The organism is Bacillus spongiae (assembly GCF_037120725.1).
Taxonomy (GTDB): Bacteria; Bacillota; Bacilli; order Bacillales; family Bacillaceae_K; genus Bacillus_CI; species Bacillus_CI spongiae.
The window spans coordinates 87,785-114,145 of record NZ_JBBAXC010000002.1; the positions used below are offsets into that span (position 1 = coordinate 87,785).

Sequence of the window (26,361 nt, forward strand, 5' to 3'; positions counted from 1 at the left end):
TGGGTAATCACGTTCTCAATTTTTTTGGCAATTGATTAAAGAATGTATAAGCTAAAGACTCGTGAGGAAACGTAAAGGAAAGAGAAAAAGAAAGGTGATTCGATGAGTGTTTATATAACCGTTCTTTCCTTTATTGTGGTTATCCTTTTATTAGTATCATTAGGCTATACATTTTATGTCACAAAACAGCAAAAAGAGTTAAAAGGGGAGTATGATGGTCCTATTCCGGATAGCGTCAAAAGTCATCCCTATTTGCGTAATCCGATTTTTCTATCTATGCTCATTGCAACAGTATTAATCTTGATGTACATTGTCTATTTGATTGCAAAATAAAGGGTTACCTATCAAGGAACCCTTTTTTGGGTTGGAGGGATTTTAGTGTTCCTTGAATATAGGATTGTTTAATTTTGTAATGCAGATTGGATTTCTTCCAATTGAAATCCTTTAATAACCGTATCATTTACAATGGTTGTTGGGGTCGAGAAAGATTGAAGTTCATGTATTAATTCTCTCTTTGCTTTTTTATCCTCTTTAATGTTTTTTTCAACATATGAAATTCCTTGGTCCTTTAAAAATAATTTAACGATTTCGCATGGTGGACAATCTGGTTGAGTATAGATGACAACTTTATTCAATTCAGGAACCTTCTTTCATATTTTTCTGTTAGTATTTAGTAGAATAGCTTTAGCTGTGCTATTATTATAAAGGTACAATACTGAAATGAGAAGTAAAGTGGACTATTATTAAAATGTCAGAACATTCTTTTATGGGGAAAAGGCTGTATCTCATATTAAAGATATGGTATAGTGACTAATGCTTTTCCTTGTAGAAAGGATAAAAAAAATGAATAGGCTAATGCTAAAAAATGACTGGACGTAATGAAAGGAGATTGGCTCATGTCTCAATTAATGGGGATTATTCAAAGGTTGAAAACAATGCAAGAAACACAAGATAACGGTGAAGTACCTCAACGCTTCTTTGAAGTGAACGGAAAGAAATTGTGCCAAGTTAAATATTTCCCGTCAACTGACACTTTCGAGTTAGAAGTTTACGGATCGGATAAAAAGACAAATAAATATCCTTTTGATGATATTGACATTACTGCCATTGAGATTTTTGAATTATTACAAGAGGAAAATGATTAAGAGCCATAGGGCTCTTTTTTATCTTTTAAGATGTGATACGCTTTAGAATCCAAGAATAGTTAACGTTTATTGTGCCAATATAAGTACGAGGTGAGGATCATGATGATGCCAAAGGTAAAATGTCCACAATGTCGACAGGAACAATATATGAATGATGTGGTAACGGCCCAATCCAATCAAAATATAATATATCAATGCCCACATTGTGGTTTTCAAAAACGAAATATTCAAACTCATAAAGGATAAATAAAATGGTTGTGTATCACAAAAATAGGTAACGTATGATACAATATTGGTACATATGAAATATGTGGGATAGGGAGTTCGGATAATGATTTCATTTCAAAGTAAAGAACTATTAGAAACAAGCATTCAACCATTTATTATTCCTTCTGAGAAAGTGGCTCATGTCCAAATGGGAAATTCTCTAGAGCATGCATTACTGTTGTTAACGAAAAGCGGGTATTCAGCGATTCCAGTTCTTGATCCACGCTTTCATTTTCATGGTTTAATCAGTTCTCCACTTATAACAGATAGTATTTTAGGTTTAGAACGAATCGAATTTGAAAAGCTTGATCAAAAAAAAGTAGAAGATGTCATGAATCGTACTGTGCCAACAATAAAAGTAAATTCGCAGTTTCAACAAGCTCTTACTTTGTTAATTGATCACCCATTTCTTTGTGTAGTAGATGATGTTAATTATTTTGAAGGGATATTAACACGGAGAAGTATTTTGAAAGAGTTGACGAAACAACTTCATACAAACAAGAAGCAGTGAAGATAATTGTTTCTTTGTATTTTTTTACATAGCTCCCTTAAGGGGGCTTAACTTTTTTATTCAATTATTGAGGGCACAATGGGTGATGGTCGGTTTGTTTAGGAAGAAGGATATAATGAGAGATGAATACGTGATAACAAATGTTCAAAATAAAACAAAAAAATCCTTTGTATTAGCCTCTGTGATGTTGGCGATGTTTATGGGGGCAATTGAAGCAACGATTGTTTCGACTGCTATGCCTGCGATTGTAGGGGATTTAGGTGGCTTCTCATTATATAGTTGGGTCTTTTCCTCTTATCTATTAATGAACACTGTTACGGTTTTGATTTACGGAAAGCTATCTGATTTATTTGGACGTAAGCCAGTCATTACATGGGGGATTGTATTATTTATCATCGGTTCTATTCTTTGTGGCTTAGCGCAAACGATGGAGCAGCTGATTTTGTTTCGGTTTATTCAAGGTTTCGGAGCAGGTGCTGTCTTACCAATAGCTTCTACAATTGTTGGCGATATTTATTCAAAAGAAGAACGAGCGAAAATTCAAGGATACTTATCTAGTGTGTGGGGAATATCAGCTATCTCAGGTCCAGCGATTGGCGGCTTACTTATTGAGTTCGTTAGCTGGCGTTATGTTTTTTGGATTAATATTCCTTTAGGTATATTGGCTATCGCTGGAATTTGGTTATTTTTACATGAGGATATTGAGAAAAAACAACCTAAAATTGATTTTATTGGTGCCTTTTTACTAACCATGTCTATTACAAGCTTACTATACATGCTAGTTGAAGGTGGTATAAATATTCCTTGGCTCTCTTGGGAAGCATTAGGGTTATTTATCTTTTCCATCCTCTGTTTTAGCTTATTTTTTTGGAACGAAAAAAATGTCAAAGAGCCTATGATGCCTTTCTCCATTTGGAGGGAACGCTCCATTTTTATTGCCAATATCGTTTCTCTTACCTCAGGCATTATATTAATTGGTATCTCTAGCTATCTACCTGCTTTTGTTCAAGGAGTGATGGGGGAAAGTCCTACTGTTGCTGGATTTACACTTACGGCTATGTCAGTTGGTTGGCCGATTGCTGCAACGGTTGCGGGAAAGTTATTGTTGAAAATTGGTTACTTTAAAACCTCATTCATGGGCGGTGTAGCACTCATTTGTGGCGGAACTATATTTGTAACAATGAACCCTGCTTATGGTCCTTTATATGTAGGGCTTGGTTCTTTTTTTGTAGGCGTCGGAATGGGGCTAACGACAACGGCGTTTATTGTCTCGATTCAAAGCCATGTCAGTTGGCAGCAAAGAGGGTCTGCGACGGCAGCGAATGTATTTATGAGGAACTTAGGGAGTACTGTGGGAGCTGCTTTATTAGGAGGCATATTAAACACAAGACTTATCGCTTACATAAAAGAACAGGATACAACAGGAAAGCTTACAGTTGATTCGGTTAATCGCTTGCTTGAGGCTGAAAGTAGAAGTAATTTAAGTCAAACAGCAAGGGATATTCTTCAACCGGGGTTAACTGTGTCTCTTCACTGGGTATATGGGGGAGTACTGTTGTTTGCTGTAATAAGTTTTGTTGGGATTCTCTTCTTGCCAAGGGATTACCCGAAAAAAGAAGAAATATAGTACGAGGAGAGCAAAATGGCATTTTCAGAATATCAGCTGCTTTCTGTATTAGCTCAAGAAATGAATATGAGGAAAGCAGCAGAGCGACTGTTTGTATCACAACCAGCCTTGTCACAAAGGCTACAAAACATTGAAAAAGAATGGGAAACAAAACTCTTTATTCGTTCGCAAAAAGGTTTAACGTTAACACCCTCTGGGGAGTTAGTTGTTAAGCTAGCGAATGAAATGTTAGAACGAAAAGAGAAAGTTCGTGAAGAAATTCAAGCAGTAGATTCCAAAATCCATGGGACTTTAAAAATTGCTTGTGCTTCAATTGTGGGACAAAACTGGCTACCGCAGGTTTTAAAGAAATACGTAGAGAAACATCCAGAAGCTAAAATATCGCTGATGACAGGTTGGAGCTCTGAAATTTTAAAAGCTCTATATGAAGATGAGGTACACATTGGTATTATTAGAGGTACACCTGATTGGAAAGGGACGAAAACCCATCTGTTTAAAGACCAATTATATTTAGTTGATAAGGAAATTGAGAAGGTTGAAGACGTGTTAAAGACAGAGCGACCATTTGTGCAATTTAAGAGTGATTCGAACTATTATCAGGAAATTCAAGAATGGTGGCATCGTCATTTTAAAACAACACCAAACCGTACGATCATCGTTGATCAAATAGAAACGTGCAAGCAAATGACGTTAAATGGTATTGGTTACGCGATTCTACCGTCGATTACGTTGAATTCTACTGATGATAATATTTATAAAATTCCTTTAACCGATGAAGAGAATCGGCCAATTCAACGCGATACGTGGTTACTAGGGTATGAATCAGCCTTTGAGTTAAGGCAAGTCAATGCTTTTGTTGAAATTGTAAAAGAATGTATCGAAGCAGATCCCAACCTTCAATAAATGAAAAATAGAGGTTTGTCGTACAGAAAATTATACTCCTTCAAGGGAAGAGAAGAATTTTTGTGCGATTGTATATTGATAAATTGAAAATAAACATCTATAATTTTAAAAAATACAAACTGGAGGTAATAGAAGTGAAAATGATGGACGCAAATGAAATTATATCTTTCATTCAAAATAGTAAAAAATCAACACCTGTTAAAGTGTACGTAAAAGGGAATCTAGAGAATATTAAATTTGATGAAAGTGTACAAACCTTTTTAAATGCGGAAAATGGTGTAGTGTTTGGAGAATGGGCTAGTATCCAAGCAACATTAGAAGAATATAAAAAAGAAATCGTCGATTTTGTTATAGAAAATGACAGACGCAATTCTGCGATTCCTTTATTAGACATGAAAGCAATTAATGCTCGTATAGAGCCAGGGGCGGTTATTCGTGATCAAGTTGAAATTGGTGATAATGCCGTTATTATGATGGGGGCCATGATTAACATTGGAGCGGTCGTTGGATCTGGGACAATGATTGATATGAATGTTGTCCTTGGTGGACGAGCAACAGTAGGAGAGAATTGTCATATCGGAGCTGGCGCTGTACTTGCAGGAGTGATTGAACCACCTTCAGCTCAACCAGTTATCGTCGAGGATGATGTAGTAGTAGGTGCAAATGCAGTGATTCTAGAAGGAGTTACTGTTGGAAAAGGATCTGTTGTCGCGGCAGGAGCTATTGTAGTAGAAGATGTACCACCATTTACGGTCGTGGCTGGAACACCTGCTAAAGTCATCAAACAAATTGATGAAAAAACGAAGTCAAAAACAGAGATTAAACAAGAGCTTCGCCAATTATAATGGTAAACAGCACAGGGGGTATCCTTGTGCTGTGTTTTTTTAAAGGTTATTAGGTCAAATTGGACAGGAACAAGCACGTAGTCTTCATTTTGTTAGAATGCGAGCTTTCGCCTGCGCTTTTTTTATTGTCTAGCTCTTTTGACCAGTGCTTTTCTTATTTCAGATAGGGGTGTTATTTAGTGAAACAGATGAATCCTTTTGTTGGAATACGTCGAGATCTTCACCAAATTCCGGAAATCGGATTTCAAGAAGTAGAAACGCAACAATATTTGTTAAATTATATAAATTCTTTACCACAAGATCGAATTGAAATAAATACATGGCGTACCGGGATTTTGGTGAAAGTTAATGGAAAAGTAGGAGAAAAAACGCTTGGTTACCGAGCTGATATAGATGGTTTGCCAATTAAAGAAGAAACAGGATTGTCGTTTGAATCATCACACGCGGGTTATATGCATGCATGTGGTCATGATTTTCATATGAGCATCGCCCTAGGGGTATTGACAAATCTTGTCCATTCTCCCATTGACCATAATGCTTTATTTGTTTTTCAGCCAGCCGAAGAGGGACCTGGAGGGGCTGAGCCGTTATTGAAAAGTAATGAATTTAAAGAATGGAAGCCTGACTTCATGTTAGCTCTTCACATCGCACCGGAATATCCAGTAGGCACAATAGCTATTAAAGAAGGGCTATTATTTGCCAATACATCGGAGTTATTTATTGATATGATTGGCAAAGGAGGGCATGCAGCTTATCCACATCAAACAAAAGATATGATCCTAGCGTCCTCTCTGTTTGTCACACAGTTACAATCAATTGTATCTAGAAATATCGACCCACTAGATAGCGCTGTTGTTACCATAGGGAAAATGACAGGAGGAACTGTTCAAAATGTTATAGCTGAAAAGGCTAGACTAGAGGGAACAATCAGAACGTTAAAGCCTGAAACAATCGAAAAGGTTAAAAAACGAATTGAGGCTATGGCGACCGGGATAGAGTCTTCATTTGATTGTCAGGTTACGATTGATTACGGTAGTAACTATTATCAAGTATACAATGATGAAGAGTTGACACGTGACTTTATGCGATGGGTAGAAGAATATAATGACGCCACATTATTAGAATGTAAAGAAGCGATGACTGGCGAAGATTTTGGGTATATGTTAAAGGAGATTCCTGGATTTATGTTTTGGCTTGGTGTTGATTCTCCATATGGCTTACATCATTCAAAGCTAGCCCCGAAAGAAGAAGCTATTGACTTTGCTATCTCTCTTTTATCTCAATATATTCACCAGCTTTAGGTAATAAGTAAAAAAACACATGAGCAAGGTGGAGTAATCATGTGTTTTTTTCTGAATACCTACTATTTAGTAAACCTTAAATTCAGAAATTTATAATAGTTTTTTATAAATTGCAATATATTCTATAGGTGAGTTTGTAACACATAGAAAAATAGTGGAAAACGATATTAGTGAATGGAGGAGCATAATGGTGAATTTAAGAGATGCATTACGTGAGGATGCTGAGAGAATAAGTAGTATAGCGATTAGATCGAAAGCCCATTGGGAATACAGTAAAGAATTTATTCAAGCTTGTAGACAAGATTTAACCATTGATGAAAATTACATTCAAAATCATAATGTCTTTGTTTTAGAAGAAAAGGAAGAGATTGTAGGGTTCTTTACCTTTATAAGAGGAGAAATGGATCGACTAGATTTTCTTTATATAGATCCAAAATATATAGGAAAGGGCTTTGGAAGAATTACATGGGAGCATGTCATTCAAAAAGCACAAGAAATGGGGGTAAAGAGCTTTACTATTGACAGTGACCCAAATGCAAAAGCATTTTATGAAAAAATGGGTGCTAAACAAATTGGTGAAATACCGTCTACTGTATTTAAAGATCGCTTCCTACCTTTGATGAAATTTACGGTTGAAGATAATTAGATCATTCAATGCATAGCGAACTAATAAAATATAATCCTTTTCCTGGTTTTCTTGAATAATGAAGCACCCATTATTTATTTTAAGGGAATTTATTTTGTAAATTTCCTTAATCCTTCTTTTCCTGGGAATGGGCAAAACCCCTATAATACTTTAAAATCTATCTAATGTTATATCCATGTTTATGCTGAAAGCAGCCTTATTGCCGTCGGCCGCAGCCATCATTAAAGATGAGGGGCCTACCGTTTCGGTTTCACCTGCAATGTATACCCCATTCGTTGTTGATCGTCCACCATCTGTGATAATTCTTTTATTTTCATTAATTTGACAATTTAATTGTTCGGCAAATTGATTTGGTCGATAAAAACTAGGAACGACAAATCCGCCACTTCTTAGAATGTTATCACCTGATTCTAACTCAATACTTTTTATGTTGCCGTTATCACCATGTAAGTTTTTAATTCGTGTTGTATAAATCTTAATTTCTTTTCTTGCAAAATCATTTCGTACATTATTGGATAGTTGATGACCATTCGTAAAAACGATTAAATCCTTTGACCAATTATAAACTAATTTAGTCAGATGAATCATGTGTTTTTCAGCTTCGGCAATGATTGCTAACGGCTTGTCTCTTTGTTCCCATCCATCGCAATATGGACAGCTGAATAAACTTTTACCATAATATTGTTTAATTTGTGAAAAGGAAAACTCTTCTTGTATACCAGTAGCTAACAATATTCTTTCTGCAAAATAAAAATGATTGTTCGATGTTTTGATTAAGAATAAATCCTTTTGCTCTTCTTTCTTTACCTGAATAACGGTCTCATTTGAAATCGAAACAGAAGGATAAGATTCTAATTCCTTCATTGCTATTTCTTTAAATACTTGTGGTTTAATTCCATCTCTTGTTAAAAATCCATTTGATTCGCGAGTTACACGATTTCGATTTTTTCCATTATCAAATATGGCAATCTTTCTACGTGCTCTCCCTAAAGTTAAGGCTGCACTTAACCCTGCAGGTCCTGCACCGATTACAATACAATCGAGTTTCTCCATTAATTCTTTACCTCCGCACCAACAAAGTATATTAAAGAGTTTTAATATCTATTATTTGTACATGTTCATTTTGTTAGCAAAATCAACTAAACGTGTTTAATTCTATTCATCTTAAAGCTTTTTCTCAGGTGCCTTAATCTGCTTCTGAATAAAACAATCAGGAAAGACAATTATTCAAAATAAGCGTCAAACCTTCAATAATAGCTTTTATAAAATCTAGTAATGAAAGCTCTTCGCAACCTCGTCTTAATTTATAGCCCCCATTTACTCCTGAGATAACTTCAACTACACCTGATTTTACTAACTTTGTTAGTATTTTAGATAAATATGTCGTTGAAATTTATTGTTGTTCGACTCATTCATTAAAAAGGTTAAATGCTAAGGTTATTTAACAAAAATAAAAGAAGCCCTTTTAAATCAGTATTCCAAATAGGCTTCTTTTTAATCATGAAAATAGAAGGATTATTGACATATATAATCTATTCTAAGACAACGGTTAGGGTAAATTTATATCATGCTAATTGTTATACCATCACACCTAGTATGCAAAAGGTAAAGGTTTAGATGACGAGTGTAGTAAGTTCATTAAGATTATTAATTACAATTACATCGTTATGTGATGTTTTATCCTTACGATTGATCCAAATTCCTCTCATCCCAGCCTTCGTACTTCCAATAGCATCTATTTCTAACCTATCCCCAATATAATAGCTTTCTTCCATCTTAACATTTGCTTGCTTACAAGCTTCTATAAATATTTTTGCATCGGGCTTAGCTACGCCTACTTCGCTAGATGTAATCACATGACTAAAATACTTACTTAGTCCTATTCCTATCTTATGTATTTTTTCAATTTGTTGGGTATAGTCACCATTACTAATAATGCCAAGCTGGTTTCCCAATTGCTTCAATGATTCGAGGCAAGGAACAGCATCTTCATACGCTGTCCAATTTCTTCTATAAGAAAGTAAGTAATCATTAAACTTCAAATCGGCTTGTCGGTTATTTAAGTGATGTCCAAATAAATCTTTCATTCGCAACCTTCTTTGCTCTTGAAAGGATACTTCCTTTGATAAATATTTATCATAATATTTAGTAGATGAATGGTTCATCCATAAAATCATAAACTCATTCTGGGTAAGCTGTAGCTCTTCAGTGTAATCGTTATAAAATTCAAACGCAGCCACTCTCTCTGCCCGTTCATGATCAAGTAATGTTGCATCAATATCGAAAAAAATCACAGTTTTCACCCTCAGTCATTCTATTTTCCATTCACATATTACTATAAAAACCATCATTCTCCATCTCTTATTCTCTCAAATAAGTATTTAATTTCTTCCAAATGTATAAATACTAATTGGGGTAAATTAGAAATTTTCTTTGTGTTGATAAGAAGCTATTTTAATTTCTATTTAACTGTTTCATTTGAACATTCATGATTAGTGAAACGGTAAGATTAAACTCAATTTTAATTATCCAAATGACCTTTTCATAATCACAGATGAAGGCTGTGCGAATCAGGTAGTTAACTTTTTTACTACCAATCCGATACTAATACTACGGTATAGCTAAATAAGGAGGAAAAGAATGTTTAAGAAAATACAAACTAAGATTATGCTTACTGTTAGTGTATTTATTGCAATTATTCTTATTGCTGTTTCATCAATTACTTACTTTCAAACAAAACAAGAGATTCTTTCAAGTGTCGATCAAATTTCTAAAGAACAAGTAGAAGATGTTAAAAGTAGAATGGATCTCTATCTTAGCTTTTATGGAAAGGCTGTTGAGCAATATAGTCAAGATAATCGAATCCTATCATACTTGCAAAAACTAAAAAGCAATGAAAAGGAATCATTGGAAAAATACTGGCCGAGTGTTGCAAATGATTTTGAACATTTTACAAAGTTAAATCAAAATGTTGCAGTTATTTATGTAGGAGCTGAGACGAAACAATTTCAAACGACACCATTGATTGATTTACCTGATGACTTTGATCCTACTGAAAGGCCATGGTATGCTGCAGCATTGGATTCACCAGAGAAGGCAGTTTGGACCGAACCATACCAAGATGCTAGTACAGGGGAGTACGTCGTTACAGTGGTAAAACCTGTAGTTGATCCAATCTCAAGTGAAGTATTAGGAGTAGTAGGGCTTGACTTGAACTTAGCAGGATTAACCGAAATGATTAACAGTCTTAAAATAGGTTACGAAGGGTATGCTTTTCTATTAGATAAAGAAGGAATAGCCTTGGTGCATCCAGAGGAACAAGGAAATAGTTTAAGTGAGAAAGCATACATAGAGACAATAAATAGTAGTCAGTCAGGAGATACGTCATTCAAAGAAAAAAATACAGATCATGATATGTATTATCACACGTTAGATCAGACAGGCTGGAAAGTTGGCGTCGTTTATGAAACAAACAAGCTACTGTCGAATGCAGAAAATTTAAGGAACTTGACATTAATTATTGCTACCATTTCTGTTATAGCTAGTTTGGTATTAACTTATCTTCTTTCTAGAAGTATTGCAAAGCCAATCACACAATTGAATAAACAAGTTCAAGAGGTGGCTATGGGTGATTTAACCATTAACACCGAGGCTAAATCAAAAGACGAAATAGGGCAACTAACCTACCATTTTAATGAGATGGTTCAAAATATGAGAAACCTTATTTCGGCTGTTCATCATTCAATTGGAAATGTGAATGATTCTGCTAACAACCTTACCGCGGTTGCCGAAGAAACGATTGCTTCTAGTGAAGAAGTAGCAAAGGCGATTGGAGAAGTAGCTATAGGGGCAACTCAGCAAGCACAGGATTCTGAGGTTGCGAATGATAGAACCCTTAGTCTTTCAAATCAATTTGAAATAATTAACCATAAAGTATTAGAAATGGAGAATTTATCTAAACAGGCAGAAACAACAAATCAAAATGGCTTGGCGCAAATGAATAATCTAAGAGATAGAACAAAGGAAAGTAGTGAGGTTGTAACAAAAGTGGGGGGAGTCATTGATAATTTAGCTACTCAAGTAAAAGAAATTGAGCAGGTGATTCATTCTATTACTGAAATCTCTGAACAAACAAACCTACTAGCCTTAAATGCTAGTATTGAAGCGGCAAGAGCGGGTGAGAGCGGGCGTGGCTTCGCTGTAGTAGCTGAAGAAGTAAGAAAATTGGCCGAACAATCTGCATTTGCTGCCCAACAAGTGAAAACGACCATCTCGACGATTGATAATGAAACAAAAATAGTCGTGAAAGAAATGGAACAAACAGTAGCGATTTCCCAATTGCAGAATGAAACAGTAAACCATACAGAATCTGCTTTCACGGAAATTTCTCAAACGATGAAGGCAATTGTCTCTTCAATTGAACAAATAACAAAAGAAGTAGAAAGTACGAATGTGATGAAGGACGATGTAGTAGCCTCCATACAAAATATTACATCGGTATCTGAGGAAACCGCAGCTGCAACGGAAGAGGTAAGTGCCTCTACGGATGAACAAGTTCGAGCTTTGAGTACTGTCACACAATCTGCTATTGAATTAAACGAATCTAGTTCAAAGCTCTCAGAAATGATTAAGCACTTTAAAATATAATTATCCATTGTTAAATAATATGTGATGTCAACGTTAATTAAAGGGTAGTTGAAGGCGGAGTAAATTCTTTTAGCTTTTTTACTAGACTTGGTTCAAAAGAAAAGTTTATATAAACGGAAGATGTAGCATGAATGCTGCATCTTTCGTTTTGTAGTAGTAAGATTTGGGTTGTTTCAAATTTGTATTAACATACTCGTAGACCATTAGGAAGAGTATATGAAATCTTCCTTTTAAGAAAATAAAAGGGGGCTTTGATACGAGCTTTACATATATGAATTTCACGACATATAAATTGAAGGTGACAGAAGTGTACAAGATTATTGGACTAAATGAGAAATAAGAATTTAACCGAAGTAATAGAATTAACGTTCTGATATTTCCTTTATGACTTATGAATGCGCTTAGCGTATTCAAAGGATAGGGATTCATTATTAATTTAAAGCCCTTTATTATCTATATGAGTACCAAACATTCCACCCACTATTTTTAGTTTTTACTACAAAGAATATTCCTGAAGGACTTGTACTAGGAAGCAACTTAGGAAATTCTACTTTAACTATCCAAGAATTATTGGCAATTGGTTCTCCGCATAATCTTATAGCTATTCTATAATAAGCATCATCGTACTGAACCCCAATTACTGAAGGTAAAGGTACTATTTTTATAACATTCCATTTATTATATTCATTGTCAGGATAAGCGATTGGAATGAGGTCATTTAATTTCCGTACGAGCTCATCCGTATCTGCTAAAGTGGTCTTTAAAATGCTTTCGATATTCGGGCAGTTTGGTTTTAAAAAAGGTAATTCTGTCGCTTCTGCTACATTTGAAGTTATTGTACACAATAAGATAATAATAATCTTCTTTACCATATCATTACCTCCTCGTATAAAGTTTGCATCTTATTGATTGCTTTAATTAGTACCGTTACTTAATAAGAACGCTCATACATTATTCTAAATGGGTCGAACCCTCCTATATTTTATGGAAAAGAAACTGAAAATCTGTGTCGAAAAAGTTAGTAATATCAAGATGAAAAAGAACGTTAAGTATATCTTTTACGTTCTCCTGTTTATTTATTGGTTTGTATGGAACAGTAAAAAAATTTACATCTAGTAGGTTGAATTCTTCACAAAAAATGGTGTGAAAACAAGAGAAGAGAAGGTGAGGAGGTTCAACGGGGTAACAGTAAAAAAATTACGAGCATAACTTGTGCTTTCATTAATCAACATAAAAAATGTCGTTTATGTTGAATTTTGATCATACTTAGAAATAAAACGTTTTCGGCTGTCTTCAATTTCATTTTTAATATAATCTTGGTATTCTTTTTTCATTAACTCGTCTGTGAGTTCTATATTTCCGTTAATTTCAGCTAAAAGCAAACTACCATCAACTTGAGAGTAAGTCATAAAAATATATTGTTTGTTTACTTGTGGAAGACCATTGTCTTTTGATTGGTCAGTTTCATTTAAAATTAATGTGCCTTCATTGTTATACCCTCCTTGCTTCTTAACTTCCACTGTAGTGACTAGTTTTCCTTTCAAGTTTTCATTGACCTTTATGCGGTAAATTCTATTTGGGAAGTCAGAATTCACTATATCATCCACTATCTCTTCAACTGTTCCGATGAATATATAGTCCATAGTACCCGCATACTCGTATAAATTTGTTTCATCTAGATCTAAAGTTAAATGGTTATATGCTACTTGCCCATTTGGTTCTACTTCACTTTTAAGAGAACAACCTGTTATATATATTGAAAATATTGCAATACAAACAAAGATATATTTTAATTTCATGAATATCCCTCCCTTTTAATAATATTAGACGTTGCGTCTTAGAAAAAGTTTTGAAAAATTTCTATCTTTGTATTAGCATTAGTGTTTAGTGAAAAAATTCGAACTTATCGGTATTATATTCGCAGTTTTGCATCAATAACTTCTTAAAAGGTGCATCTATTTAGATGGAAATTATTCATGATGACTTTCAAAATGAAGTACGTTTACATAATCTGTGCAACCGATAACCACCTGGGTTTGAAGAGTGGATTTTATCGTACCATTGTGTATTTACGTAACGTAATGAATCACTCTAGTCTGTCATACGTTCAACATGCTTGTTAAAGAAATTTAGGAGTAATAAATATATTCACTCCATGACAAAACGTTCCTTTCAAAAAGGGTTTGCCCTTATCCATCAACCTTTGTAAGGTTTAGGCAATATATTTTATTCTAGAAGAAAAGAATGGTAAACTAAAACTATTAAATGAAAAAAGTTTTTTAGACAGGATTATTTTCTACATATTATGGGGAAAACAATGAAGTAGATTTTCCCTCTATTCAATAACTGTTTTTTATTTAGATTTATTTTAAATAAAAGTTGACGAGAATAGAGGGTTACACTATAATTATTATTGTTGAGATGAAAGTAAATGAGAAAATATGATTTGCTTTCTCATTTATAATTTTTGGAGGGATTTAACAATGGCAGAACGTATGGTTGGAAAACAAGCTCCACGTTTTGAAATGGATGCTGTATTAGCGAACAAAGAATTTGGAAAAGTTAGCTTAGAAGAAAACATGAAGAATGATAAATGGACAGTTTTATTCTTCTATCCAATGGACTTCACTTTTGTTTGTCCAACAGAAATCACAGCGATGTCAGATCGTTATGATGAGTTTGAAGATCTTGATGCAGAAGTAATCGGTTTATCTACAGACACGATTCATACTCACCTTGCTTGGATCAATACTGATCGTAAAGAAAACGGTCTTGGAGAATTAAAATATCCACTTGCTGCAGATACAAACCACGCAGTATCTCGTGAGTACGGCGTATTAATCGAAGAAGAAGGAGTTTCACTTCGTGGATTATTCATTATTAATCCTGAAGGAGAACTTCAATATCAAGCAGTATTCCACAATAACATTGGTCGTGATGTTGATGAAACACTTCGCGTGCTTCAAGCCCTACAAACTGGTGGGCTATGTCCTGCGAACTGGAAACCTGGACAAGCTACACTTTAATTAACAGAAAAAGACCTAACGGCTTGTTAGGTCTTTTTTTCTGTTAAAGAAGTTATTTGATTGTATGTAGTACAAAGGGTTATTTACGTTATAAATAAATTCGAATACTGATGGAGTGATAATGATGAAATTAAGAACATCGATGCCTGAACTTGCAGGAGCTACTGGCTGGCTAAATGGAGAAGTTCTGAAAGCGAATCTTGTAGGGGAGAAACCGACGTTAATTCATTTTTGGGCGGTTAGTTGTCACCTATGTAAAGAAGCAATGCCTCAAGTAAATGAATTCCGTGACAAATATAATGATCGCTTAAATGTAGTGGCAGTACATATGCCACGTTCTGAAGATGATTTAGACTTAGAGAAGGTCAAACAAGTAGCAACAGAACATGATATTTCACAACCGATTTTTATTGATAATGAACATAAATTGACAGATGCCTTTGAAAATCAGTATGTACCTGCTTACTATGTATTTGATAAGGATGGCAATCTTCGTCATTTTCAAGCAGGTGGAAGCGGTATGAAAATGTTAGAAAAAAGAGTGAATCGCGTTTTAGCTGAAATGGAAACAGCGGAATAATTATTGAGTAGGTGAAAGGGCAACCTTTAATAGGGGAATGACGTCATTCAGCTATTTATCTAATTAATTGGTCGAGAAAAAGCCATCATTAGATGTGTAACCACATTTAATAATGGCTTTTTCCATTGTATTTTATTAAAATGTACGTACTTTTAATGAGAGGTTATTGTTTGTTCTCTTTCATTAACCTCCGTTATTGCTTGTATTAGTAATTGTTTGTTAAAATCAGGAAAATACGTGTCTGTGAACCATAGATGTGATTTGGAGGATTGCCACAATAAAAAATTGCTGATCCTTTTCTCTCCTCCAGTACGTATAATAATTTCTGGGTCTGGTAGTCCGGTAGTATAAAGATAGTTTTCAATTAATTCATTACTGATTTCTTCCATCTCAACCGATGTGTTTTTAACATCTTTTATTAATGATTTTACGGCAAAAAGTAGCTCTTTTCTGCCTCCGTAATTTAATGCGAAATTGACAATAAGCTTATTATTATCCTTTGTTTTTTGTACAGCTTCTTCAACAGCTTTCCTCGTATGTTGAGGTAAACCTTGAATATCACCAGAGATACATACTTTTATATTATTCTTCATAAATTCAGGCAATTTTTCTTTCAGGAAGATAGTAGGAAGATCCATTAAATAGTTTACTTCCTCCTTCGGCCTAGACCAATTCTCACTCGAAAAAGCATAAAGCGTCAATGCTTCAATACCCAAATCAAGTGAATCTTTGATGATGTTCTCCATGGCGACTGAACCAGCATAATGTCCCTGACTTCTTGTAAGGCCTCTTTGTTCTCCCCACCTTCCATTTCCATCCATCATAATGGCAATATGCTTTGGTGCTATGAGTGTTTCCATTACTATCACCGCATCCTCTTCACTATAAAATTAAGAATATCTTTTGCATAGATTTTCTATAAATAATTATATAAAAAGAATGATTATAAGAGAAGAAATTTCCAACATTGGAAGTACTTTATCACATTTCTGTCATTATGAAATAAACAAGATAAGAAGTATTACCTTTTAATATGATACTTATCATGAGAGGTGAAAAGCTGAACGACCGGTCGTAAATTGGAGAAGGGAGTTGTGGGAACATAGAAATTACTGGATAATTCTAATAGGATAACGTAGTGTTTTATTGGAAACGCATATCTAAATAGGGGGACACAGTCAAATTGAATCTAAAAGATGGAGAATTTATAGTAAGTTTAAACGGAGTAGATCATTGGGTAAAAATTGAGGGAAGTGAAAACGAAACACCTCCACTTATTATGATTCACGGTGGGCCAGGTGGAAATCATTATGTTTTTGAAAGAACGGCAGGCCCTTTATTGGCGAAAGCTAGAACGGTTGTTTACTATGAACAGCGTGGAAGTGGTAGGTCTCAAAAGCCAAAATCAGATCGAGATTATTCGATTAATTTACTTGTTAAGGATTTTATTGAATTGAAAAAATGGTTAGGGATGGAAAAAGTAGACCTTCTAGGATATTCATTTGGAGGTGAATTAGCACTAGAAATATCTAATGCTATTCCTGCAGAGATTAATCAACTGATTCTATCTGCTCCTAGTTTAATATATTCCGAAATTGATAAGATGGTTAAAATAACTGGATTTATGTCAATAGCAAACACTTCACAATCAAATGATATTAAAATGCTTCTTCAAGAAAAACTGGATATTGGAGAAGTTTTAACTGGAATTTGGGAGCTTGTTGGACCTGAAACGGTTGATAAATTATTATTTGAGAATCAAATAATCGCAAGAAAAAATAGGCAGTTGTGGGAAGAAAGTAATTTGATTAATACAGGCAAGATGATTGAAGCACTTCAAAGCAATCCGGTGGAAGTGCCTCTAACCAAACGCCTTAATGAGATTAATCATCATACGTTAATTTTGACAGGAGCTTTTGATCGAAATACAGGTTTGCCTATTGCAAAAATCCTACATACTAACCTTAAGAATAGTAGTCTTGTTGTATTTAATAAGAGTGCTCATTTTCCGGATTTGGAGGAAACAGATAAATTTGTAGACGTTATAAATGATTTCTTAAAAGCTTAATTGCTTTTTATTTATTCCATATATGAGCTCAGGAAGAGTAACATCGCGCTTTTTTAATGCAAAAAGCTTATATGAAAGGGAGTTACGGTCATGCGAGATAGAGCTTCAGTAATAATCGTAGAAAATAAAAAAGTTGGATTAATTAAAAGAATAAGAGAGGGTATCGTTTATTATGTTTTCCCTGGTGGGGGAATAGAAAATGGAGAAACACCAGAAGATGGTGCGAAGAGAGAAGCATTAGAAGAATTAGGCGTGGATGTTAAGGTGAATGATTGTATTGCAGAGGTGGAATTTAACGGAACTCAATATTTTTTCCTCTCTGAAATAATAGGTGGAGAATTTGGAACTGGACAAGGTGAAGAGTACATAGATGAAAATAGAGATAAAGGAACATATATACCCATGTGGGTTAATGTAGATAAATTATCATCTATTGATGTTAAACCGAAAGAAGTTGCTTTAAAGATTCAAGCGTTATTCATATAAAGAACGTACTTATTAAAGCAAAAAAGGAGTATAAGAAGGAAAAAGCGGAAAATTTATTAAAATTCTTATAAGAGTAAAAGAAAGGGGTGCAAGCAATGGAGTTGAAAATTATTAATACCATTAGGACGAATAACTTCAATGACGAACATATCATTCAAAAAATCACAGATATGTGGAAGAGTGCATCAACTGAGTTATCAGAACATGAAGGCAATACATACGGTTTGTATTATGGTTATGCATCTAATTATCAAGGCGATTATACAGTAAGTGTGGCTATTGAAGGAGAAAATGAAGGTTCAATAACGATTGCCGAAGACACAAAATATGAAGTGTTTAAAGTCAATACAGATGAAGAACAGGGGATTTTTAAAACATGGAGTGAGAATTGGGGTAAAGAAAAAGACGGACAGTTGGAACGTGCTTATACGTATGATTTTGAAAAGTACTATCCGGATGGAACGGTTGATATTTATATTGGTGTTAAGTGAAATTCTAGCATTTTCAATTTTTGGGCACGCTTATTCGATAGCGCGCCTTTTTTTATATTAACTTTAAAATATTGCATCTTTCTTATAAAGTATTGACCATTTCTGGCATGGTGACTTCCTTTACACAAGCTGCTTTAGACAAGTTTGCAATCGTCTTTACGAGCGAAACGATATCCTGAACAGGGATTTTTGTTCCTTTATAAGTGGTTAATGCTTTTTCTACCCCTTCTTCATATGGAATTGTTGCTGCGATGTTACCGGGATTGATACATGTTACACCAATTTCATATTGTCTTAAGTTTTCACGTAGGGCATTACTGATACCACGAACTCCAAATTTAGAAGCGACATAAGTAACTTGTTTACTAGAGTTATGATCGACTCCATCAACAGATCCGATTAAAATAATCTTTGCGTTATTTGATTGTTTTAGATTAGGTAATAATTTTTGTGCGCAAAGGATCATCGAGGTTGTATTGACAAACATGATGTTAGCAATATCCTGAGGATTATCTTTTTCAAAGTCATAATGGTCTTCAAATCCTTCTTTTTCCCATATACCAGCATTATAAATCAGTACGTCGATTCGAGTGCCTTTTAGCGCATCTGATATACGGTTGCTTGAATTATTCAAGGATAAATCTGATTTGATCCAATGTCTATTCACGCCATCATTTAGCGATAAATTAGCTGGAAGGCTCCTGGAAACTCCCCATACATGATCACCTTGCTCGGGAAGTCCCTTAACAAATGCATCACCTAATCCCTTACTTGCACCTAAAATAACATAATTCATAATGATTCCCTCCATCTTATAGGTAAGTGACTTCTAAGCCCTACTTTAATGATAAAGACTATTTATAGTCGAAACCTCATTCAAAGTAATGAACTGTTTATACAACTTAAGTCTGAATTCTCACCTTTAATCTTTCTAGAGAATAGGGAATCTGAAAGCATAGAAGAAACTCTTTAAAAATTGGTAAGTTATGTAGGCTTGATATAACATGACTATTTAAGAGGAGTTCGATATTTTTGTAATAAGAGTAGCCCGTTTCTTTATGAAACGGGCGCGATTGTAATAGGCATGCGATTTACTCAATTTTAATAAGGGTCTTAATTATTGCAATGATTGGTTCGTAAAATTAGTTATGGATACTATTTGTTCACCAGTATCAGCATACGTAAAGGTCACCTTATCACCAGCTTGTGTGAACATACTATTCGGAAAATCAGCTGTAGAGATCATAAAGGTTCGTTTATCGTTTTCCATCAGTAAGAATACGATAGAAAAATCCTCTCCCTTTTCTTTATGAACACGTTGAACGGTCCCTGAAAGTTGCTTCTCCTCACTTTGAGAGCTCGGACGCTTTGTTAAGTCTTGCCTTGTTAAAGAAGTATTATATTTGGTAAATGCTTCTTTTTGTGTTGCCCCAGTCGCAAACACTTTCGCATTAGATGCTAAAACGACTGCATAGCTTCGTACAAGACCGCCATCATCAATGACAGGTACAACCCAACTCGGTTTTCCATATACATTGTAAATGACCGGCATCGTTCCGTGCCATTTTTCCTTTTTAAACGTATTGTCGACGACTTCATTTGCTGCAGACCCATCCATAATGCCTTTCACTAATTCACCGTTATAATAAGATAAAACACCTGAACGGGCATCAATGAGCGCATAGCCTAATGCGGAGTCCACTCCCTCTTTAGGAGAAGTAAAGTCGGTGAAATAATACATTTTTCCATCCTTACTAAAAATGGGTGTAACACTTTCATACGTTCCCCAATCTGTGGGAATTTTAACATCACTTTGTGAAAAGACGTTGTTCCAAAATCCATGAACATACTTGCCAAAATAGTCATTTGCTAAAGCAGCTGTTTCATAATTCAGGATGCCATCAATAAAAGCAGGCGCTTTATCCTTTTTGTATTTCTGAATATCTCCTGTTTGTGGATCAATGACTACTACACCCTCTACAATAAACCCTGAGCGTAGTGATATTTTACGTCCATATGTCATGGTATAAAACGGCTTTCCATTATCATCGATTTCAAATCTTGGTCCACCATTAAAGATTAAGTCTGGCTCAACCTTCCTAACCACCCGTTCAAGATTATTTCCGAAATACATGCTTGGTGTATAGGTCATGTCATAGCCAACCATTAATTTGGCTTCCGCATCAGGATTAGTACCAGACATTGTAATATAACCTGGAATAGACCCAGCTTTTATTTCTTTAAAGAAACTAGAAACTTCAATTGGCGCTACATATAGCGATTCACCATTTACAATCTGGGGTGTTAATTCGCCTAATTCAAAATATGAAACGTTCTTAAGGTTTCCAAATACTTTTTTCATTTTATTTCTAGCTGTTTCAGGTGGTACGGAGAAAGGTGTATCATCCTCTGTAAATACTTCCGATAGTTCTTTTTCGACTTTTTGAACGGACTCATATTTATCTTTTGCAATAACCATTGAGTGAAGGAAGCTCATATAAAGGAACCCTCCTATTAAGACGATTGATATGAACGTTTTTACACCGATTGTTGTTTTTTGTTGAGCTGGCTCAAACATAAGGCTTAGAAAAATGAAAATAGCAGCGACGATAGCATATGACGTCCAAATTGAAGCAGGATTATTATCAAATAAGAAAAAATATTCACCTAGTCCTATGAAGGTCCAAAATAAGATAGGGAAGAAAAGAATTTTCTGAAGAGGTATGGATTTTTTAAAAGGAAACATAAATGCAGTTAATATAAGTAGTATAAGAAATTTAATCAAATGTACTACCCCTTTCAATTGGTATTAATAACTATACGTTAATTGGGTACCGCAAGTTTCAAAAATGGAATGAGAAAGTTTTTAAAATTTTTTAACAGATTACTGGATATTTATTTCGGAATCCGATATATTAATTATTATGTTTTATTGTTAAACATCATGAGGGGAGGATAAAAATGGAAGTATTTAAAAAACTAAAGGAGTTTTATTGGCCTTATAAGAAATACTTTTTTACTTCAATGATTTTTTTATTATTTGTAACAGGTATAACAGTTGTATACCCAATGATTTTACAAATTACCATTGATGAAGTTGTGCTAAAGTCAAATTATGATTGGATTCCATACTTAGCATTAGGGTTTATTGCTGCAATGGCTTTAAAGGGAGTTGCAACATTTATTCAACAATATACGGGTGATATGTTTGGGATTACGTCTGTTTATCGTTTACGAAATGTCCTGTATGAGAAACTTCAATTTTTACCTTTTAAATATTATGATAATGCAAAAACGGGGGACTTGATGTCAAGGTTGACAGCAGATGTTGAGGCTTTTCGTTTCTTTTTATCATTTGGCTTTACTGAATTAATTCGATTTTTCTTATTGATATCGATTAGCTTTAGTGTCATGATGTACTATTCAGTTTCTCTGACATTTGTTACGTTGATGACATTGCCATTTTTGGCCATTGTTGTTTATAAATTTGACAAAGCGGTACACCCGGCATTCAGGGGAATTCGAAAATCATTTGGGAAACTAAATACGAACGTTCAGGAAAATATTAGTGGAATTAATACGGTTAAAAGTTTATCAAGAGAAGGTCATCAAATTACAAAGTTTAACTCTTCAAATGGAAATTACAAAGAAAATTATATATTTACGGCAAATATTTGGGCTAAATACTTTCCGTTGATGGAGTTATTAGGGAATATAAGCGTCGTTGTTTTACTAGCGTATGGTGGCTACTTAGTCATGAACGGTAGCATACGACCAGGAGAATTAGTTGCGTTTTATAGTTTAGTTTGGTATATTATTTGGCCAATTATGAATCTAGGCTTTACGATTAATTTGTTTTCTCAGTCAAAGGCCTCAGGCGAACGTTTACTTGAAATTCTTGAGGTAGATGAAGAGATTAAAGATAAAGAGAATCCGATAAATGTAGATCGATTTGAAGGGGAAGTAGAATTCAAAAACGTTACATTAAAGTATACAGATGAAGATGAACCCGCCCTTAAGGATATTAACTTCCATGTGAAACCAGGATCTGTCATTGGCTTAATTGGGGGAACAGGTTCAGGAAAAACAAGTATACCTCAACTTATGACCCGTTTTTATCAGCCTGTCGAAGGGTCTGTCAAAATTGACGGGAAAGATGTAAAGGATTATTCTTTACAGGCACTTAGGCAGAATGTTGGGTTTGTATTACAGGAATCGTTTTTATTTTCTTCCACGATTGCAGCTAATATCTCATACGGTCGCCCAGAAGTGACGATGGACGAAGTAATAGAGGCAGCGAAAAGAGCGCAAGCTCATGAATTTATTATGGAACTTCCTGATGGCTATCAGACGGTACTCGGTGAACGAGGGTTAGGTTTATCTGGAGGACAAAAACAACGAATTTCTATTGCAAGAGCGATTTGTACAGATCCTTCTATCCTTATTTTAGATGATGCTACGAGTGCAGTAGATATGCAAACAGAGTTTGACATTCAAAAGGAATTAAAAGAAGTAATGCAAAACCGTACTTCCTTTATCATTGCTCACCGTATTTCCTCTTTAAAGCATGCCGATGAAATATTTGTTTTAGAGAATGGAAGAATAGTAGAAAGAGGAAATCACGAAATGCTGTTACGTAATAATGGACCATATCAGCGAATTTATGAAATTCAATATAAAGATCAACAGCAAATATTACACGAACAAATGGGGTGAGAGAGTGAGTAAGAGTAAAAACAAACTACAAAATCGGCTATCAAATCGATTTCACTATTCAACAGACCAAGCGATAGATAAGCCTTTTAACTGGGCACAGTTATGGAGGCTCATGGCATATATAAAGCCTTATACAAAAAATTTAGTACCTTTATCGATTGTAATGGTGTTGATAACGACAGCCATTCGTTTAGCCATCCCCATTATGATCGGGGTTTACACACTAGATAAAGCAATCGTAAACAAGGACGTTAATTTGCTCACCATTTTAGTAGGGGTAATTGCAGCGCTCTATATTTTAAATTATATCGCAAATGTACTTCGCATTAGATGGATGAATATGCTTGGGCAAAGTGTGATTTATGATTTGAGAAAGCATTTATTTTCGCATGTTCAATGGCTCTCGCACCGCTTCTTTGATCAACGATCAGCAGGGTCAATATTAGTTAGAATTATGAATGATATAAATTCATTACAAGAATTATTTACAAATGGTGTTATCAATTTATTAATGGATATTATTTTACTGATCGGAATTGTCGCGATTCTATTCACCCTTAGCCCTCAGCTTACATTAGCTGTGTTAGTGATATTACCGATTATGTTTTTAATTTCCACAAGGCTTAGAAAAAATATTCGAAGATCGTGGCAAGATGTTCGCTTAAAACAATCGAAATTAAACTCTCATCTTAATGAGAGTATTCAAGGAATTCGTGTTACGCAGTCCTTTACACAAGAGAAGGAAAACATGACATTCTTTGACGGGGTTAATACGGGGAACCTTGAAAGTTGGCAAACGGCAACAAGAAAAAATGCCATGTTCCGACCGTTAGTTGAGTTAACCAATGCGGTTGGAACAGCCGTGTTATTATGGTATGGTACTCATTTAATTAGCACTGGAAGTCTACAACTAGGTGAATTTGTCTCATTTGCCTTTTATTTAGGAATGTTTTGGGAACCAATATCACGACTTGGAATGGTATATAATCAGCTCCTTATGGGGATGGCCTCGTCCGAAAGGATATTCGAGTTTCTAGATGAGAAACCAATCGTTTCAGAAAAAGGAAATGCAATCGATTTAACCAATATTCAAGGTGAAATTAAATTTGATTCTGTTGAATTTTCTTATGATGAAAAACGGAAAGCTTTAAATGGCATTAGCTTAAAAATGAACAAAGGTGATACGGTAGCTCTTGTAGGTCATACCGGATCAGGAAAAACAACCATTGCTAATTTAATTACTCGTTTTTACGATCCAACAGCTGGAAGTGTGTCCGTTGATGGGTATGATTTAAAGGATGTTACCCTCGATAGTTTGCGGAAACAAATCAGTATTGTCTTGCAGGATACATTTATTTTCTCTGGTACGATAAAAGATAATATTCGCTTTGGACGTCCGGAGGCAACGGATGAAGAAGTAATCGAAGCAGCAAAAGCTATCGGTGCACATGAATTTATCGAGAAAATGTCAAATGGATATGATACCGAAGTAGAAGAAAGAGGGAACGTATTGTCGGTAGGACAACGGCAATTATTATCTTTTGCTAGAGCACTACTAGCTGACCCACGTATCATTATTTTAGATGAAGCAACGGCGTCAATTGATACCGAAACAGAAGTAAAAATTCAAACGGCCCTTAATGAATTATTAAAGGGAAGAACAGCGATTATCATAGCCCATCGATTATCAACGATTCGTGAAGCCGATCAAATATTTGTGCTTGATCATGGTAATATTTTAGAGCAAGGGAATCATGATGAACTAATGAAACATAAGGGTCAATATTATGATTTAGTTAAAACACAATTTAAAATGCTTGAAGCGATGTAATAAAGGTGGAGTCTTGTTTCACATTTAAGGTGAAAAAATGTGAATACATTCCAAGCAAAATTTTAGTCAATTTAATTAGGAAAAGGGCAGCCATAACGCTGTCCTTTTCGTATTTACGTAAAGTATTAAACTGGTACCTTCTTATTTATTACTTAGGCGCCGTTTTTAAACTCACTACGTAGGTCTATTTTTTATAAAGATTTAAGGAGCGATGATTATGAAAAAGAATATAGTATTATCATTTCATCCAGACTATTTTAGACCGATATTATATGGAATAAAAAAATATGAATATAGAAAAGCTTTTTGTAAAGAACCTATAAGAGCCTATTTATATTTAACGAGACCAGTAAGTGAATTTATAGGGATTTTAGAATTAGGTGAAGCAATCCATCCTGAATTTATCAAAGCAACATTTTGTGAAAATCATGCTATACAAAAACGAATGGACATTTGTATAAATAAGAGAGAAAAAGCGATTATTCCAATAAAAAGTTTTCAATTGTTTAAAAAGCCAATACCATTTTCAAAAATCAAAGATGGTGGACTGGATTTTAAAGTACCGCGAGGCTTTACATATATTGACGAAAAAAAGATCCTCCAGTACCTTGAAAGCCAAGAAGTATATGATAGAGAGTTCATACATAGTCATCAGCATATTTATGAAGATAATATTGGCGTGATGTGCAAGGAAATGGAAAGGTCGGATGAGTTTATTCAAAGAGATAAAGATTTCAATCTTTCGGAAAGGTCACATCTTGTCAAATCCAATTATGTTAATAAAATGTAAATCAGTGGATACCCATTTGGCAATTGTCACTAGGTTCCTAAGATTGGTGTCAAAATGGAAGTAGGAAAAAGTACCGAATTCTTTTATAGAGTGGATTTCACGAATACGTTACAAAGAAGGGGTGCCCTTATGAATGAGAACATAGCGAATAGACTCGACTACTAAATGATTTAACATTTATTTTTCACAACGGATGTACATACTAGATCTCTAACCTCGATAAAGAGCATGTTTTGATAAATCTTAATTTCAAAATATGCTCTTTTTGTTATTTATTGTATTAGTTTTTCCTTGTACTACATTGTATGGGTTTATCTGTGAAATTTCCTTTAGATTAAATTAATCGTTGTATAATGTAACTGATATGTATATAATGTGAATATATTATATATACATTATATATACATTGTGTGAGCTGTTACTGTAAAAAATCCTTTTAAAGGATGCTAAAAACTACTTCATTTAAAATGAAGGATTGTGA

The 26,361-nt window shown here is 34.5% G+C and carries 27 protein-coding genes and 1 pseudogene; 19 read left to right on the plus strand and 9 right to left on the minus strand.

What is annotated here, in order from left to right; all coding sequences use genetic code 11:
• The first annotated feature begins 102 nt into the window (after positions 1–102).
• On the plus strand, positions 103–333 hold the full coding sequence (locus WAK64_RS02575; RefSeq protein WP_336585371.1) for a hypothetical protein: 231 nt from the start codon (positions 103–105) through the stop codon (positions 331–333).
• Positions 334–401: 68 nt separating this feature from the next.
• On the opposite strand, the gene WAK64_RS02580 is transcribed toward WAK64_RS02575, so the two are convergent.
• The gene (locus WAK64_RS02580; protein ID WP_336585373.1) at positions 402–635 is read right to left on the minus strand and encodes a glutaredoxin family protein; all 234 of its coding nucleotides are present in this window, start codon (positions 633–635) and stop codon (positions 402–404) included.
• A 261-nt stretch (positions 636–896) separates the two neighbouring features.
• On the opposite strand from WAK64_RS02580, the gene WAK64_RS02585 reads away from it, so the two are divergent.
• The 8 genes from WAK64_RS02585 (at position 897) to WAK64_RS02620 (ending at position 7,245) form a co-directional block, all read left to right on the plus strand.
• A complete protein-coding gene (locus WAK64_RS02585) occupies positions 897–1,145 on the plus strand; it encodes a YkuJ family protein (protein ID WP_336585374.1) in 249 nt (82 codons plus the stop codon).
• A 99-nt stretch (positions 1,146–1,244) separates the two neighbouring features.
• Entirely contained in the window at positions 1,245–1,391 is a 147-nt protein-coding gene (locus WAK64_RS02590; protein ID WP_336585704.1) for a hypothetical protein, read from the plus strand.
• 85 nt (positions 1,392–1,476) lie between these two features.
• Positions 1,477–1,923, plus strand: coding sequence for a cyclic-di-AMP-binding protein CbpB (gene cbpB, locus WAK64_RS02595; protein ID WP_336585375.1), 447 nt, complete (start codon positions 1,477–1,479; stop codon positions 1,921–1,923).
• A 115-nt stretch (positions 1,924–2,038) separates the two neighbouring features.
• Positions 2,039–3,550 carry an MDR family MFS transporter gene (locus WAK64_RS02600; RefSeq protein WP_336585377.1) on the plus strand — a complete coding sequence of 504 codons (1,512 nt, stop codon included), beginning with the start codon at positions 2,039–2,041 and terminating at the stop codon, positions 3,548–3,550.
• Between the two features lie 15 nt (positions 3,551–3,565).
• The gene (locus WAK64_RS02605) at positions 3,566–4,453 is read left to right on the plus strand and encodes a LysR family transcriptional regulator (RefSeq protein WP_336585378.1); all 888 of its coding nucleotides are present in this window, start codon (positions 3,566–3,568) and stop codon (positions 4,451–4,453) included.
• Positions 4,454–4,587: 134 nt separating this feature from the next.
• Entirely contained in the window at positions 4,588–5,298 is a 711-nt protein-coding gene (dapD, locus tag WAK64_RS02610) for a 2,3,4,5-tetrahydropyridine-2,6-dicarboxylate N-acetyltransferase (RefSeq protein WP_336585379.1), read from the plus strand.
• Positions 5,299–5,486: 188 nt separating this feature from the next.
• Positions 5,487–6,599 carry an N-acetyldiaminopimelate deacetylase gene (locus WAK64_RS02615; RefSeq protein WP_336585689.1) on the plus strand — a complete coding sequence of 371 codons (1,113 nt, stop codon included), beginning with the start codon at positions 5,487–5,489 and terminating at the stop codon, positions 6,597–6,599.
• 190 nt (positions 6,600–6,789) lie between these two features.
• Complete coding sequence (locus WAK64_RS02620) at positions 6,790–7,245, plus strand: GNAT family N-acetyltransferase (protein ID WP_336585690.1); 456 nt, start codon at positions 6,790–6,792, stop codon at positions 7,243–7,245.
• Positions 7,246–7,395: 150 nt separating this feature from the next.
• Here the strand turns inward: WAK64_RS02620 and WAK64_RS02625 are convergent, their stop codons facing one another.
• The 3 genes from WAK64_RS02625 to WAK64_RS02630 form a co-directional block, all read right to left on the minus strand.
• Positions 7,396–8,298 (minus strand): NAD(P)/FAD-dependent oxidoreductase, encoded by a 903-nt coding sequence (locus WAK64_RS02625; protein ID WP_336585381.1) that lies wholly within the window; start codon positions 8,296–8,298, stop codon positions 7,396–7,398.
• Positions 8,299–8,455: 157 nt separating this feature from the next.
• Positions 8,456–8,638 (minus strand): Rrf2 family transcriptional regulator, encoded by a 183-nt coding sequence (locus tag WAK64_RS22340; RefSeq protein ID WP_419465886.1) that lies wholly within the window; start codon positions 8,636–8,638, stop codon positions 8,456–8,458.
• Positions 8,639–8,858: 220 nt separating this feature from the next.
• A complete protein-coding gene (locus WAK64_RS02630; RefSeq protein WP_336585383.1) occupies positions 8,859–9,539 on the minus strand; it encodes an HAD family hydrolase in 681 nt (226 codons plus the stop codon).
• A 373-nt stretch (positions 9,540–9,912) separates the two neighbouring features.
• Here WAK64_RS02630 and WAK64_RS22345 point away from each other — a divergent pair.
• Positions 9,913–10,950: pseudogene (locus tag WAK64_RS22345) on the plus strand (cache domain-containing protein); the annotation flags it as partial.
• Positions 10,951–10,956: 6 nt separating this feature from the next.
• The gene (locus WAK64_RS22350; RefSeq protein WP_419465887.1) at positions 10,957–11,892 is read left to right on the plus strand and encodes a methyl-accepting chemotaxis protein; all 936 of its coding nucleotides are present in this window, start codon (positions 10,957–10,959) and stop codon (positions 11,890–11,892) included.
• A 449-nt stretch (positions 11,893–12,341) separates the two neighbouring features.
• Here WAK64_RS22350 and WAK64_RS02640 read toward each other — a convergent pair whose 3' ends face one another.
• Entirely contained in the window at positions 12,342–12,764 is a 423-nt protein-coding gene (locus tag WAK64_RS02640; protein ID WP_336585388.1) for a hypothetical protein, read from the minus strand.
• A 372-nt stretch (positions 12,765–13,136) separates the two neighbouring features.
• Positions 13,137–13,691, minus strand: a complete 555-nt coding sequence (locus tag WAK64_RS02645) for a hypothetical protein (RefSeq protein ID WP_336585390.1) — start codon at positions 13,689–13,691, stop codon at positions 13,137–13,139.
• A gap of 684 nt (positions 13,692–14,375) precedes the next feature.
• Between WAK64_RS02645 and ahpA the strand changes: the two genes are divergently transcribed.
• The gene (gene ahpA, locus WAK64_RS02650) at positions 14,376–14,918 is read left to right on the plus strand and encodes a biofilm-specific peroxidase AhpA (RefSeq protein WP_336585391.1); all 543 of its coding nucleotides are present in this window, start codon (positions 14,376–14,378) and stop codon (positions 14,916–14,918) included.
• Between the two features lie 124 nt (positions 14,919–15,042).
• A complete protein-coding gene (locus tag WAK64_RS02655; protein ID WP_336585691.1) occupies positions 15,043–15,498 on the plus strand; it encodes a TlpA family protein disulfide reductase in 456 nt (151 codons plus the stop codon).
• Positions 15,499–15,650: 152 nt separating this feature from the next.
• On the opposite strand, the gene WAK64_RS02660 is transcribed toward WAK64_RS02655, so the two are convergent.
• Complete coding sequence (locus tag WAK64_RS02660) at positions 15,651–16,358, minus strand: isoprenyl transferase (RefSeq protein WP_336585393.1); 708 nt, start codon at positions 16,356–16,358, stop codon at positions 15,651–15,653.
• A gap of 323 nt (positions 16,359–16,681) precedes the next feature.
• Between WAK64_RS02660 and WAK64_RS02665 the strand changes: the two genes are divergently transcribed.
• The 3 genes from WAK64_RS02665 (at position 16,682) to WAK64_RS02675 (ending at position 18,543) form a co-directional block, all read left to right on the plus strand.
• A complete protein-coding gene (locus tag WAK64_RS02665) occupies positions 16,682–17,566 on the plus strand; it encodes an alpha/beta fold hydrolase (RefSeq protein WP_336585395.1) in 885 nt (294 codons plus the stop codon).
• 90 nt (positions 17,567–17,656) lie between these two features.
• Positions 17,657–18,052 carry an NUDIX hydrolase gene (locus WAK64_RS02670; RefSeq protein WP_336585396.1) on the plus strand — a complete coding sequence of 132 codons (396 nt, stop codon included), beginning with the start codon at positions 17,657–17,659 and terminating at the stop codon, positions 18,050–18,052.
• Positions 18,053–18,147: 95 nt separating this feature from the next.
• Entirely contained in the window at positions 18,148–18,543 is a 396-nt protein-coding gene (locus tag WAK64_RS02675; protein ID WP_336585397.1) for a GyrI-like domain-containing protein, read from the plus strand.
• An 82-nt stretch (positions 18,544–18,625) separates the two neighbouring features.
• On the opposite strand, the gene WAK64_RS02680 is transcribed toward WAK64_RS02675, so the two are convergent.
• Both WAK64_RS02680 and WAK64_RS02685 read right to left on the minus strand, forming a co-directional pair.
• Positions 18,626–19,342 carry an SDR family NAD(P)-dependent oxidoreductase gene (locus WAK64_RS02680; protein WP_336585692.1) on the minus strand — a complete coding sequence of 239 codons (717 nt, stop codon included), beginning with the start codon at positions 19,340–19,342 and terminating at the stop codon, positions 18,626–18,628.
• Positions 19,343–19,660: 318 nt separating this feature from the next.
• On the minus strand, positions 19,661–21,325 hold the full coding sequence (locus WAK64_RS02685) for a DUF3981 domain-containing protein (RefSeq protein ID WP_336585693.1): 1,665 nt from the start codon (positions 21,323–21,325) through the stop codon (positions 19,661–19,663).
• 179 nt (positions 21,326–21,504) lie between these two features.
• Here WAK64_RS02685 and WAK64_RS02690 point away from each other — a divergent pair, with 179 nt between their 5' ends.
• From WAK64_RS02690 to WAK64_RS02700, 3 genes are all read left to right on the plus strand, one after another.
• Positions 21,505–23,259 carry an ABC transporter ATP-binding protein gene (locus WAK64_RS02690; RefSeq protein WP_336585398.1) on the plus strand — a complete coding sequence of 585 codons (1,755 nt, stop codon included), beginning with the start codon at positions 21,505–21,507 and terminating at the stop codon, positions 23,257–23,259.
• A gap of 4 nt (positions 23,260–23,263) precedes the next feature.
• Positions 23,264–25,090 carry an ABC transporter ATP-binding protein gene (locus tag WAK64_RS02695; RefSeq protein WP_336585399.1) on the plus strand — a complete coding sequence of 609 codons (1,827 nt, stop codon included), beginning with the start codon at positions 23,264–23,266 and terminating at the stop codon, positions 25,088–25,090.
• Between the two features lie 217 nt (positions 25,091–25,307).
• Entirely contained in the window at positions 25,308–25,880 is a 573-nt protein-coding gene (locus WAK64_RS02700) for a hypothetical protein (protein ID WP_336585401.1), read from the plus strand.
• The last annotated feature ends 481 nt before the right edge of the window (positions 25,881–26,361 follow it).

Coding starts and splice junctions, on each gene's coding strand:
- WAK64_RS02575 (WP_336585371.1), top strand. CDS start 103: ATGAGTGTTTATATAACCGTTCTTTCCTTTATTGTGGTTATCCTTTTA.
- WAK64_RS02585 (WP_336585374.1), top strand. CDS start 897: ATGTCTCAATTAATGGGGATTATTCAAAGGTTGAAAACAATGCAAGAA.
- WAK64_RS02590 (WP_336585704.1), top strand. CDS start 1,245: ATGATGATGCCAAAGGTAAAATGTCCACAATGTCGACAGGAACAATAT.
- cbpB (WP_336585375.1), top strand. CDS start 1,477: ATGATTTCATTTCAAAGTAAAGAACTATTAGAAACAAGCATTCAACCA.
- WAK64_RS02600 (WP_336585377.1), top strand. CDS start 2,039: ATGAGAGATGAATACGTGATAACAAATGTTCAAAATAAAACAAAAAAA.
- WAK64_RS02605 (WP_336585378.1), top strand. CDS start 3,566: ATGGCATTTTCAGAATATCAGCTGCTTTCTGTATTAGCTCAAGAAATG.
- WAK64_RS02615 (WP_336585689.1), top strand. CDS start 5,487: ATGAATCCTTTTGTTGGAATACGTCGAGATCTTCACCAAATTCCGGAA.
- WAK64_RS02625 (WP_336585381.1), bottom strand. CDS start 8,298: ATGGAGAAACTCGATTGTATTGTAATCGGTGCAGGACCTGCAGGGTTA.
- WAK64_RS22350 (WP_419465887.1), top strand. CDS start 10,957: ATGAGAAACCTTATTTCGGCTGTTCATCATTCAATTGGAAATGTGAAT.
- WAK64_RS02640 (WP_336585388.1), bottom strand. CDS start 12,764: ATGGTAAAGAAGATTATTATTATCTTATTGTGTACAATAACTTCAAAT.
- WAK64_RS02645 (WP_336585390.1), bottom strand. CDS start 13,691: ATGAAATTAAAATATATCTTTGTTTGTATTGCAATATTTTCAATATAT.
- ahpA (WP_336585391.1), top strand. CDS start 14,376: ATGGCAGAACGTATGGTTGGAAAACAAGCTCCACGTTTTGAAATGGAT.
- WAK64_RS02655 (WP_336585691.1), top strand. CDS start 15,043: ATGAAATTAAGAACATCGATGCCTGAACTTGCAGGAGCTACTGGCTGG.
- WAK64_RS02660 (WP_336585393.1), bottom strand. CDS start 16,358: ATGGAAACACTCATAGCACCAAAGCATATTGCCATTATGATGGATGGA.
- WAK64_RS02670 (WP_336585396.1), top strand. CDS start 17,657: ATGCGAGATAGAGCTTCAGTAATAATCGTAGAAAATAAAAAAGTTGGA.
- WAK64_RS02675 (WP_336585397.1), top strand. CDS start 18,148: ATGGAGTTGAAAATTATTAATACCATTAGGACGAATAACTTCAATGAC.
- WAK64_RS02690 (WP_336585398.1), top strand. CDS start 21,505: ATGGAAGTATTTAAAAAACTAAAGGAGTTTTATTGGCCTTATAAGAAA.
- WAK64_RS02700 (WP_336585401.1), top strand. CDS start 25,308: ATGAAAAAGAATATAGTATTATCATTTCATCCAGACTATTTTAGACCG.